This window comes from Hoeflea sp. TYP-13 (genome assembly GCF_040932035.1).
Classification (GTDB): Bacteria; Pseudomonadota; Alphaproteobacteria; order Rhizobiales; family Rhizobiaceae; genus Hoeflea_A.
Genome location: NZ_JBFRBB010000004.1, coordinates 38654 through 50381 on the forward strand (window position 1 = coordinate 38654; position 11728 = coordinate 50381).

The 11728-nt window shown below is 56.7% G+C and carries 12 protein-coding genes; 8 read left to right on the forward strand and 4 right to left on the reverse strand.

Annotated elements, in window-relative coordinates; all coding sequences use genetic code 11:
* Positions 1-97 precede the first annotated feature (97 nt).
* Positions 98-1360 (forward strand): glycosyltransferase family 87 protein, encoded by a 1263-nt coding sequence (locus ABVT35_RS20445; protein ID WP_368468927.1) that lies wholly within the window; start codon positions 98-100, stop codon positions 1358-1360.
* A gap of 192 nt (positions 1361-1552) precedes the next feature.
* On the opposite strand, the gene ABVT35_RS20450 is transcribed toward ABVT35_RS20445, so the two are convergent.
* The 3 genes from ABVT35_RS20450 to arfB all read right to left on the reverse strand — a co-directional run bounded on the left by ABVT35_RS20450 (position 1553) and on the right by arfB (position 3987).
* Positions 1553-2683, reverse strand: a complete 1131-nt coding sequence (locus tag ABVT35_RS20450; protein WP_368468929.1) for a phosphatase PAP2 family protein — start codon at positions 2681-2683, stop codon at positions 1553-1555.
* A gap of 236 nt (positions 2684-2919) precedes the next feature.
* Positions 2920-3540: an alpha-ketoglutarate-dependent dioxygenase AlkB gene (locus tag ABVT35_RS20455; protein WP_368468931.1), complete on the reverse strand. Its 621-nt coding sequence runs from the start codon at positions 3538-3540 to the stop codon at positions 2920-2922.
* Positions 3541-3552: 12 nt separating this feature from the next.
* On the reverse strand, positions 3553-3987 hold the full coding sequence (arfB, locus tag ABVT35_RS20460; protein WP_368468933.1) for an alternative ribosome rescue aminoacyl-tRNA hydrolase ArfB: 435 nt from the start codon (positions 3985-3987) through the stop codon (positions 3553-3555).
* Here arfB and ABVT35_RS20465 point away from each other — a divergent pair.
* Positions 3986-4180 carry a hypothetical protein gene (locus ABVT35_RS20465; RefSeq protein WP_368468934.1) on the forward strand — a complete coding sequence of 65 codons (195 nt, stop codon included), beginning with the start codon at positions 3986-3988 and terminating at the stop codon, positions 4178-4180. The genes arfB and ABVT35_RS20465 overlap by 2 nt on opposite strands.
* A 72-nt stretch (positions 4181-4252) precedes the next feature.
* Here the strand turns inward: ABVT35_RS20465 and ABVT35_RS20470 are convergent, their stop codons facing one another.
* A complete protein-coding gene (locus ABVT35_RS20470) occupies positions 4253-5875 on the reverse strand; it encodes a phosphoenolpyruvate carboxykinase (RefSeq protein WP_368468935.1) in 1623 nt (540 codons plus the stop codon).
* Positions 5876-6218: 343 nt separating this feature from the next.
* Between ABVT35_RS20470 and ABVT35_RS20475 the strand changes: the two genes are divergently transcribed.
* From ABVT35_RS20475 to ahcY, 6 genes are all read left to right on the forward strand, one after another.
* Positions 6219-6926, forward strand: coding sequence for a response regulator transcription factor (locus ABVT35_RS20475; RefSeq protein WP_368468936.1), 708 nt, complete (start codon positions 6219-6221; stop codon positions 6924-6926).
* Between the two features lie 70 nt (positions 6927-6996).
* Positions 6997-8748: a stimulus-sensing domain-containing protein gene (locus ABVT35_RS20480; protein ID WP_368469684.1), complete on the forward strand. Its 1752-nt coding sequence runs from the start codon at positions 6997-6999 to the stop codon at positions 8746-8748.
* Between the two features lie 41 nt (positions 8749-8789).
* Positions 8790-9260, forward strand: coding sequence for an HPr kinase/phosphorylase (locus tag ABVT35_RS20485; protein WP_368468938.1), 471 nt, complete (start codon positions 8790-8792; stop codon positions 9258-9260).
* A gap of 171 nt (positions 9261-9431) precedes the next feature.
* On the forward strand, positions 9432-9833 hold the full coding sequence (locus ABVT35_RS20490; protein WP_368468939.1) for a PTS sugar transporter subunit IIA: 402 nt from the start codon (positions 9432-9434) through the stop codon (positions 9831-9833).
* A gap of 3 nt (positions 9834-9836) precedes the next feature.
* The gene (locus ABVT35_RS20495) at positions 9837-10127 is read left to right on the forward strand and encodes an HPr family phosphocarrier protein (RefSeq protein ID WP_368468940.1); all 291 of its coding nucleotides are present in this window, start codon (positions 9837-9839) and stop codon (positions 10125-10127) included.
* A 179-nt stretch (positions 10128-10306) separates the two neighbouring features.
* A complete protein-coding gene (ahcY, locus tag ABVT35_RS20500) occupies positions 10307-11707 on the forward strand; it encodes an adenosylhomocysteinase (RefSeq protein WP_368468941.1) in 1401 nt (466 codons plus the stop codon).
* Positions 11708-11728: the final 21 nt, after the last annotated feature.

The following is an 11728-nucleotide window of genomic DNA, read 5'->3' on the forward strand; positions in this document are numbered from 1 at the left end:
TGTTCACTGCAGATAGATGGCTGCAGTAGCAACGAAGAAGTAATTTTTAGTCGATAGTGTGCGCCTTCGGCGGCAGTCGAAACGGAGCACCGAGATAATGCCTCTCTACCAGAATGACATTCCTTTGGTTCGTCCGCGACTTAGCCGGATCGATAAGTTAGGTGTCGGCGTCATACTGGCCGGCAGCGCCCTGTTTTATATTTCTTTTTACATCGACTTTCTCAGCAGCATGTCCGGAGTGTTCGATTGGACAAATCACCCGATTGGCCGCGACTTCGTAAATATGTGGAGTGGCGCAAAGGTCGCGATGCAGGGCGATGTGCTGGATCTGTTCGATGTCGAGAAATTTCACGCCTGGCAGGAAAGCTTTCTCGGACAGGCATTTCCGCTTCACAACTGGTCTTACCCGCCACATCTCCTGCCGATGATCGCGGTGCTTGCGAAATTGCCGTATGTCATCGCCTATATCGCCTTTATGACTGTGACATTTCTGCTCTATGCCTTTGCCGCCAGATTGTCAGGGCAGGCCGGTGTCGTGGCACCAAACTGGCTGATGATGCTGGCATTGCTCCTTGCGCCGTCGACCTTTGTTACGGTCGTAGCGGGTCAGAACGGTTTCCTGACCGGCGCGCTCTTTCTGGCCGGCATGTTGTTGATCGAGCGCCGGCCATGGCTGGCCGGTATTCTGTTCGGCATCCTGACGGTAAAGCCGCAACTGGGTGTTATGGTGCCGATCGTGCTTATAGCGCTGAGTGCGTGGCGGCCTATCGTGTCGGCTTCCGTCACGACGCTGGTCCTGGTTGGACTCAGCATGGTCCTGTTCGGCATCCACCCGTGGGAAAGCTATCTGATCAAGACGTTCACACTTCAAGGAGATATACTAACGCGGGGTGACGGGATCTACACGATCATGATGCCGACCGTGTTCATGTCGGGCCGTGAGCTCGGATTGCCGAACGCAATCAGTTGGTTCGCCCAAGCCGTCTCATCTCTTGCAGCCGTGGTGTTGACTGTATGGGCCCTCCGCAGGCCCGCGGAACCGGCTCTGCGACTGATGATTATCTGTCTTGCCGTCTTCCTGGTGACCCCCTATGCGTTCAACTACGACATGACATTCCTTTCGGCCGCGCTTATCTACTATGTTGCGACGCGTGATATGAGTGCCGCACTGCCGTTCGAAAGGCTTCTGATCGGAGTGGTTTGGATAGCGCCGTACATGATCTTGCCCTGGGGCAATCTTGGCTTTCCTGTCGTACCCCTATTTCTATGGGCGATGATGGGGCTCTGCTGCTATCGCATCGCCAAACCCGTTGAACCGATTGCAAGCAGCGCACGCACTGCTGCTGCGATGACTTCCTGACTACAGCGCGGTTGATTACTCTGACTAGCTCGCATTCTGAAATACATCAAACGGGCTATTGCATTCCTAAGCTCTGTCAATACCGGCACTATGAATGCTGTAGAGGCCGCCGCGGGCAAATGCGGAAGCTGTATATGCGCTGGCTATGATTGCGAATCGGCAACGATCGTGACCGGAGATGACAAATGGCGATCAGGCTGGCGCTGTCTGCCTATCGCGATCCAGTATCCACCCGCTGAAATACCAGATCGGCACGACCATCGCGAATGCAACGATACCATCGACGAAATAGTGCCATGCTAGATGCACAGAGCCGATAAGGATTATCACTGCGTAAAGCGCCATAAGCAGGCCAAACCAGAGGCGGATGCGAAATGCTACCAGGGAAAATAGCAAAGCCTGGGCGTTGTGCATGCTTGGCATTGCTGAAATACCTGCTGGTGCGTCAATCGCGCCCCTATACACACCCCACAAATGATTGGCTGCGTCGACGGCGTGCAGACCTTGAGCGTTGTAGACATGGGTGTCGGGAGACCCGAATGAGCGCAGATACTCTAAAAGTGGCCCAAATGTCTGAGCGTCGCCGGTGACGTATTGAAAGTATACCGGACCTGCCGACGACATTGCAGTGGCTGCAAAGAGGCCAATGATGACCCATGACAGAATGGTCGCCAGCCAGTATTGCCGGCGTGCCGATCGAATGTGGCTCTTGCCGGACAGAAACAATCCGCAAAAGAATGCAAAGCACATGAAAACCCAAAGCAGGTATAGACTGTCGATTATTCGTGTGAGTATCCTTCTATCCTCGAATATAGGCTGCAGGATTTCCCAAGGTTGCCGGTTGAAGAACAGCTGGCTGTCCCAGGCTGCCAATGTTTCGTCCCAAGAGAAGGGGTTCATCTGCGGGATTTTCATTTTCCAATATAGGTAAGGGGCGAGAATCACGGCGAAGATGACCGCGCTATACAAAACCTTGATGACTTTTGAATTATGGGTTCCGACCTTGATGCGATCCCATGAAAGCCTTGAATAATCGGCAAGGCTGCAATCGTGTCGAAAGAAAACGAGCAACCAGACAATAAATGTGATACTGACACACAACAGGACAAAACGGGCTGCTCGAAACGCCATTTTGATAGCTATTGCAGCTATCGAATCCCCAAGAAAGATGCAACTAATAATCGCAGAAAGAACGAGGGCGATCAAAACAACGTAGAAGAGGGCATTGTTCAGAATTTCGTATCTTAGCTGTTTGAATATTTTGGATTTATCAATTGATTCTTCGTTTATTCGCCCAAGTAACGCAGACACCGGAAACGACATTCACCACCTGTTTCGTAAAGCGAGCTACAACTATAGCGTTAGTAGCGTGGCGATTCTTAATATATGGTTGAGCCTAAATTCGGAGTTGCGATTTGCATTTGACCAGTCGGGCCACGTCACCGATAAGCTGACGGAAGAAGCGCAATTTCAAGGAATTTATCTAAGCAGAAGTAGCGCAGCGCGAGCCTTGGCAACTACACTCAATCATTGATTGGCGGATGATCCGAGGGCTATTTTTAGCCGCTTTTCGTAGTCACCCGCCTCAATGTCAGATTGATCCGTCCGCCGTCCTTCAGCAGCGTTGACGTAGACGGGTAAATTCGGTCAACGCCGTGAAAAAGCAGGCGCGATGGGCCGCCGAAGGTGATGACGTCGCCGCTGCGCAGCCTGACGGATTGCGTTGGTCCGCCGCGGCTCGTGCCGCCGATCCTGAAAAGGCAGTCATCGCCAAGCGAAACCGACACGACCGGAGCGGAAAACTCGTTTTCGTCGCGGTCCTGGTGAAGGCCCATTCTGGCCTTGTCGCTGTAATAGTTGATCAGGCAGGCCTCCGGCGGCGCGTCGAAGCCTGCAACGGCATCCCAAAGCCGTAGCAATACGGCTGGAATGGGCGGCCAGGGATTTCCGGTTTTGGGGTGGCAGGGCTGGTAGCGGTATCCGCCCTGCTTGTCGGTTACCCAGCCAAGCGCGCCGCAATTGCTCATCCGGACCTGCATCGGTTTTCCGGTTCGCGGCATCTCAGGAACGTAAAAGGGCGCCTCGCGGACAATGTTTCGGATATCGTCAACGAGCTGCTCTTGTGCTTTCCTGTCAAAATAGTCGGGAAAATAGCAAATCCCTTCCGGCAATCCGGCCATGGCAGGTGTCCCCTATTCCGGATTGACCGAGCCGCGCAGCTTCTTGATGCCCGACCGGCTGGCCTTTGCCTTGAGGCGGCGTTCGATGGAGCCTTTTGTCGGCTTCGTCTTTCGCCGCTTGGGCGGCGGCGGCGCCGCGGCCCTTACAACAAGCGCTTTCAGGCGGTCACGGGCGTCTTCCCGGTTGCGCTCCTGGGTGCGGAACCGGTCGGCTTCAATGACGATGACGCCATCCTTGGTCATGCGCCGGCCGGCGAGCGATGCAAGGTTCGATTTGACCCGCTCGGGAAGGGACGGCGAGGAACGCGCATCAAAACGCAATTGCACGGATGTCGCCACCTTGTTGACGTTCTGCCCGCCGGGCCCGGAAGCGCGAATGAACTGTTCGACCAGCTCCCAGCCGGCAATCGTGATGGAGTTTGTGATGTAAAGAGGATCGCTGGCCATGGCTGATCTCGGACAGGTTTTACCGTTTGTTTACCGTATTTCAGCGTTGCCGGTACGCACACGCGCCAGCCAGCTGTCAGCCGAACATCTCACCCGTCTGCCCGGGCTGGAATTCATGGCCGCATTCGGTGCCGACAATAGCGCCTACGGTTTCCGTGTTACAAGTGGTGAAAAGAGCCTGAGAGCCGACTGACCGTCAAACAGCCTTGGGAAACAAAAAACCCGCGGACAAGTCCGCGGGCTCGCTGCTGCTGAGATTGGCCGCCTATTCGGCAGCTTCCGCCATGCCCGGTGCCGCGCCAAGCACATCGGTGCCGACATGGTCTTCGAACTTGGCGAAATTGTCGACAAACATATCTACGAGGCGTCTTGCCTGCGCGTCATAGGCGTCCCTGTCCGCCCAGGTCGAGCGCGGATCCAAAATGGCGCTGTCGACGCCGTCCACGGCAACCGGAACGGCAATGCCGAAATTCGGATCTGTGCGGAATTCGGCATCGGAAAGCGATCCGTCAAGTGCGGCGCCGAGAAGCGCGCGGGTTGCCTTGATCGGCATGCGGCTTCCGGTGCCGTAGGCGCCGCCCGTCCAGCCGGTGTTGACCAGCCAGCAGTCAACATCGTGGCGGGCGATCAGATCGCGCAGGAGATTGCCGTATTCCGAAGGATGCCGCGGCATGAATGGTGCGCCAAAGCAGGTTGAAAAGGTCGCCTGCGGCTCGGTGACGCCCTTTTCGGTTCCGGCCACCTTAGCCGTGTATCCGGACAGGAAATGATACATGGCCTGCGCCGGCGTCATCTTGGCAATCGGCGGCAAGACGCCGAACGCATCGGCGGTCAGCATGATGATGTTTTTCGGCTGGCCCGCCTTTCCGGTGGCGCTGGCATTCGGAATGAAGTGCAGCGGATAGGCGCAACGCGTGTTTTCCGTCAGCGAACCGTCGTCGAAATCCGGCTGTCGCGCATCATTGAGCACGACATTTTCCAGCACCGTGCCGAAGCGCTGCGTGGTTGCGTAGATTTCCGGTTCGGCTTCTTGTGAAAGGCGGATCGTCTTGGCGTAGCAGCCACCCTCGAAATTGAACACGCCATCATCGCTCCATCCGTGTTCGTCGTCACCGATGAGCGTACGCGCGGGATCCGCCGACAGTGTCGTCTTGCCGGTGCCTGAAAGGCCGAAGAAGATGGCCGTGTCGCCATCCGGTCCCTGATTGGCGGAACAATGCATCGGCATGACGCCCTTTTGGGGCAGCAGATAGTTGAGTGCCGTGAAGACCGACTTCTTCATCTCGCCGGCATAGGACGTACCGGCGATCAGCACGATACGGCGCTCAAGATCGACCGCGATGACCGTTTCGCTGATGCAGCCATGGCGCTCCGGGTCGGCCTTGAAACCCGGGAGGTCAATAATTGTCAGCTCAGGCACGAAATCGGCAAGCGCCTCGCTGCCGGGACGGATCAAAAGGTTGCGGATGAACAATGAATGCCAGGCGTATTCGGTGACAATGCGAGACGGCAGTGAATGGGCTTCGTCTGCGCCGCCGATCAGATCCTGCACGAACAGTTCCTTGCCCTTGGCATAATCCTGGAAGTCGGAAAACAGCGTATTGAAATGCTCAGGAGACAGAGCCTTGTTGTTGTCCCACCAGATTTGCGGGCGGGTCGTCTCGTCGCAGACGACGAACTTGTCCTGTGCCGAACGGCCGGTGTGTTGTCCGGTCAGGGCTCGCAGCGCACCCTGCGCCGTCATCACGGCCTCGCCCCGGCACAATGACTGCTCGTAGAGCTCGGCTTCATTCAAATTATAATAGACATGCAGCAGGTCACTAAGTCCGACTGTATCGACGCCATTGGAAACATTGCGTTTTCCGGTTTCATGTCCTGTTGGCTGCATGGCCTGAACCACCTTTTGTCTGAGGGGACCCGATTAAAATTCGCCGGACCATAAGGGCGAAATTTAAATTCTGCAACAGGAGATCTTCAAAAAGATTAATGATATCAAGATATTAATCGATTTAAAAATTTCACGAATTTTTTAAATCGTTTCAAATTTTAATTGACGGATTGTTTCGAAAGGCGCTTGTGCAAAAAGCCGACGCCATTGAAATGACAATCGCAACGATCTGTGCCACATTTTGTTCCACCTTTGGCCTCATGACACGCCGATCGAAATAACGAGGGGCGGATGGGCCGGCAATGACGGTGTGACCGCGCAGCAAGTGACGGAGAGTACATTCATGCAGACAATCGCGCTCGTCGACGACGACCGCAATATCCTGACCTCGGTTTCCATTGCACTGGAATCGGAAGGATATCGGGTTGAGACCTACACCGATGGCGCCTCTGCGCTTGAGGGTCTGGTGGCGCGCCCGCCGCAACTGGCGATCCTGGACATCAAGATGCCGCGCATGGACGGTATGGAACTTTTGAGGCGGCTGCGTCAAAAGCTCGATATACCGGTGATTTTCCTGACATCCAAGGATGAGGAGATCGATGAGCTGTTCGGTCTCAAGATGGGCGCGGACGACTTTATTACCAAGCCGTTTTCGCAACGCCTGCTTGTCGAGCGGGTCAAGGCCATCCTGCGCCGTTCCGCCGGCCGGGACGCCACCACTCCGGCAAAGCCCGGCACGATTGAGAGTGCCAGCCTCGAGCGCGGACAGCTGGTCATGGACCAGGAGCGGCACACCTGCACCTGGAAGGGGCAGCCGGTTACCCTGACCGTGACGGAATTTTTGATCCTCCACTCTCTCGCCCAGCGTCCCGGTGTGGTAAAGAGCCGCGACTCGCTGATGGACGCGGCCTATGATGAGCAGGTCTATGTGGACGATCGGACGATCGACAGCCACATCAAACGGTTGCGCAAGAAATTCAAGATGGTGGATAACGAATTTGATATGATCGAGACGCTCTACGGGGTCGGTTACCGGTTCCGGGAAGACTGATGACTCCGGCCCAGGGATGACTGCAGGCTTTGATCACAACCGGGCACGAAAACAGCGTACGGTCGACGAGATGGATGCCGAGCGATCGGCGGCCGATTCCCGATCCTGGTCATATCCGTTTGCACTGATCCGGCGCGCGCTCAGCCGCATCATATTTTCCAGTCTGACCCGCCGGATTCTGTTTCTCAATCTGGCCGCGCTTCTGGTCCTGTTGTCCGGCATCCTTTATCTCAACCAGTTTCGCGAAGGGCTGATCGATGCTCGTGTCGAAAGCCTTCTGACGCAAGGCGAGATCATTGCGGCGGCGATTGCCGGCTCAGCCAGCGTCGAAACCGATTCCATCACCATTGATCCGGAAAAGCTGCTTGAGCTGCAGGCGGGCGAGAGCATTTCCCCGGGCGGCGATATTGACGATCTCGAGTTTCCGATCAATCCGGAGCGCGTCGCGCCGGTGTTGCGACGGCTGATTTCGCCAACAAGGACACGAGCCCGCATCTATGATCGCGATGCGAGCCTGCTTCTTGATTCCCAACACCTTTATTCGGCCGGGCAGATACTGCGCTATGATCTGCCGCCGATCGATGAGGAGATTCTGCCTTTCACCGAGCAGCTTATGGCAACGCTCAATCAGCTCATCCAAAGGGCCGATCTGCCGGTCTATCAGGAGCAGCCCGGCGGCGACGGCACGCTTTACGAAGAGGTGCTGACGGCGCTCACCGGCGGACGCAGCGCCGTTGTGCGGGCCACCAACAAGGGTGAGCTCATTGTATCCGTTGCCGTACCGGTGCAACGCTTCCGTGCCGTTCTGGGTGTCCTGCTGCTGTCGACCCAGGCCGGCGACATCGACAAGATCGTTCGCGCCGAGCGGCTGGCCATCGTGCGGGTCTTTGTGGTTGCCGCCGCCGTGACCATATTGTTGTCGCTGCTTCTTGCCGGCACCATCGCCAATCCGCTGCACCGCCTTGCCGACGCCGCCCAGCGGGTGCGCCGCGGTGTGCGTATCCGCGAGGAGATCCCGGATTTCTCAGCCCGCCAGGACGAAATCGGCAATCTGTCGATGGCCCTGCGGGATATGACCAATGCGCTTTATGACCGCATCGATGCCATTGAAAGTTTCGCCGCGGATGTCAGCCATGAGCTGAAAAACCCGCTGACGTCCCTGCGCAGCGCCGTCGAAACGCTGCCGCTTGCCAGAAACGAAGACGCCCGCACCCGCCTTCTGGACGTGATCCAGCACGATGTGCGACGGCTGGACAGGCTGATCAGTGATATATCCGATGCTTCGCGGCTGGACGCCGAACTGGCTCGCCAGGATGCCGCGCCTGTGGACCTGAAGCATCTTCTTGCCGATCTCGTCAGCATTTCCGATCAGATTCGCAAGGGTGCCAAATCTGTCAGGATTGATTTCAAGGTGGATCGGGAAACGGCAGCGAAAAACAGATTTGTCGTCATCGGCCACGATTTGCGCATTGGCCAGGTTATCACCAACCTGATCGAAAACGCCCGCTCTTTCGTTCCGCGGGAAAACGGCCAGATCACCATTCGGCTGACCAGCAACCGCAACAATTGCCTGATTCTTGTGGAAGACAACGGCCCCGGCATCAGCGCCGAGAACATCGACAACATATTCAGCCGCTTTTATACCGACCGGCCCGAGGGAGAGGCGTTCGGGCAAAATTCCGGGCTAGGCCTTTCAATCAGCAGGCAGATCATAGAAGCCCATGGCGGCACATTGACGGCGGAAAATATCGTTGATGAAGAAACCGGCGAACGGCGGGGGGCGCGGTTCATCGTCCGTCTGCCGCTTAAGAAGCGGTCGTGATCACGCGATATCATATGCGGCGCTGGCCACGGTTCTGAAATATGGGCAAGTCTGACAAAAAAGATCTTCCGAACATGCATGCAACCGCCATTGTTGTAGGCGAAACCGGTATTTTGATTACCGGTGCATCGGGAAGCGGCAAAAGCCGGCTGGCGCTGGAATTCATCCAGACCGCAACAGCGGCCGGGCGCTTTGCAGCGCTCGTTGCCGACGATCAGGTTTTCTTGAAGGTTGCCGGTCAAAGGATCATTGCCGTGGCGCCTGAGGCAATAGCCGGCCTGATCGAAATCAGGGGATCGGGCATCGTCGCGGTACCCGGATTGCGCCGGGCGGTCATGCATGTTGCGCTGGCGGTTGACGACGGACCGGACGGGGAACGCCTGCCCGATCCCGGCGAGCGTCTGGAGATAGCTGCGGGCCCGTCTTTGCCGCTGCTTCACATAGGGCCGGGCCGGCTGAAGAATCCGGTCGCGCTGCTTGACGCATTTACCCAAAACAGATTGCTGCTGTGAAAACCCCTAAAATCAGTTGAAAAGCGCGCTTTGCACAATTATGCGTTAATCACCGGCATGTTGGGACCGGCGGCATTCTTACTGGTAATTGCGCTTAACCGGGTGCAGTATGATGCAGGTTCTGATCGGGCAGATATATCCGGCACCGCCGGACCGCAGGAGCAGTTGCACATGATAGGATTAGTGCTTGTCACCCATGGCAAGCTCGCGGAAGAGTTCCGGAACGCGCTTGAGCACGTTGTAGGTCCGCAAAAATTGCTGGAAACGGTTTCGATCGGTCCCGAAGACGATATGGACCAGCGCCGCATGGACATCATAGAGGCGGTGTCCAAGGCCGATGACGGAGAGGGCGTCATCATATTGACCGACATGTTCGGCGGCACGCCTTCCAACCTTTCCATCTCAGTGATGGATGGCGGACGCACCGAAGTCGTCGCCGGCGTCAATCTCCCCATGCTGATAAAGCTCGCCAGTGTGCGCACCGAGAACGACATGGAAAAGGCCCTTGCCGAGGCACAGGAAGCCGGCCGCAAATACATCAATGTCGCAAGCCGTGTCCTGAGTGGTAAGTAGAGCATGGATGAAACGGCGGCAGGCGCTTTGGTCCGCAAATTCGACATTATCAACAAGCGCGGGCTCCACGCCCGGGCCTCTGCAAAATTCGTTCAGCTTGCCGAGAGCTTCGATGCCGAAATCAGCGTCACCAAGGATGGGATGAGCGTCGGCGGCACGTCTATCATGGGTCTCATGATGCTTGCGGCAAGCCCCGGATGCTGCATCAGCGTTTCGGCATCAGGCCCCGATGCGGAAAAAGCCCTCGATGCGCTGGACGGGCTGATCGCCAACCGTTTTGGCGAGGAAAGCTGATTTGGGCGGCTTTGGCGGCACATATATATGGCGCTCGCATCGGATAAACACATAAAGACTTCTTTATATCTTGTTGCCCTTTTGAGTGCGGCCTGCTAAAGGCGGCTGTAAAAGGAACGATCCACCCCAATCACAGGCGGACGCGGGCAACCGGCCTTATGCCGCATTCGGAGTATGAGATGAGCACAGGTGAAGATTATATTGTCGCTGATATCGCCCTCGCCGATTTCGGCCGCACGGAAATAGAAATAGCCGAGACCGAAATGCCGGGCCTGATGGCCTGCCGCGAGGAATTCGGCGCCAGCAAACCGCTCAAGGGCGCGCGCATTGCCGGTTCGCTCCACATGACCATCCAGACCGCAGTGCTGATCGAAACCCTCAAGGCGCTTGGCGCCGATGTGCGCTGGGCGTCCTGCAACATCTTCTCGACACAGGACCATGCCGCAGCCGCAATCGCGCAGACGGGCACGCCGGTCTTTGCCGTCAAGGGCGAAACGCTTGAGGAATACTGGTCCTACACCGACAAGATCTTCCAGTGGGCAGATGGCGAGCCGTGCAACATGATCCTCGATGATGGCGGCGACGCCACCATGTATATCCTGCTTGGCGCCCGCGCCGAGGCTGGTGAGGACGTCCTCAGCAATCCGGGCTCGGAAGAAGAAGAGGTGCTGTTTGCCCAGATCCACAAGCGCCTCGATGCTTCGCCCGGTTTCTTCACAAGGCAGCGCGACGCCATCAAGGGCGTGACCGAAGAGACCACGACCGGCGTCAACCGCCTTTATCAATTGCAGCAAAAGGGCCTGCTTCCCTTCCCTGCGATCAATGTCAACGATTCGGTCACCAAATCGAAATTCGACAACAAATATGGCTGCCGTGAATCGCTGGTCGACGGCATCCGCCGCGCCACCGACGTGATGATGGCCGGCAAGGTCGCCACTGTGTGCGGTTACGGCGATGTCGGCAAGGGTTCGGCCGCTTCCCTGCGCGGCGCCGGCGCGCGGGTTCAGGTCACCGAGATCGATCCCATCTGCGCTTTGCAGGCGGCAATGGACGGATTTGAGGTCGTGCAGCTCGAAGATGTCGTGGCAACCAGCGATATCTTCATCACCACGACAGGCAATAAGGACGTGATCCGCATCGAGCACATGCGCGAAATGAAGGACATGGCCATCGTCGGCAATATCGGCCATTTCGACAACGAGATTCAGGTCCAGGCGTTGCGCAACTACAAATGGAACAACGTCAAGCCGCAGGTCGACATGATTGAGTTTCCCGACGGCAAGCGCATGCTGCTGCTTTCCGAGGGCCGCCTGCTCAATCTCGGCAATGCCACCGGCCATCCGTCATTCGTGATGTCGGCATCCTTCACCAACCAGGTGCTCGCCCAGATAGAGCTCTACGGCAAGGGTGAGAATTACGGCAACGAAGTTTATGTTCTGCCCAAGCAGCTCGACGAGAAAGTCGCCAAGCTGCATCTGGACAAACTCGGCGCCAATCTGAGTAAACTTTCTGATGAACAGGCCGATTATATCGGTGTAACGACTCAAGGGCCGTTCAAACCAGAACACTACAGATACTGATTTTCTGAAAGCTACCCACAA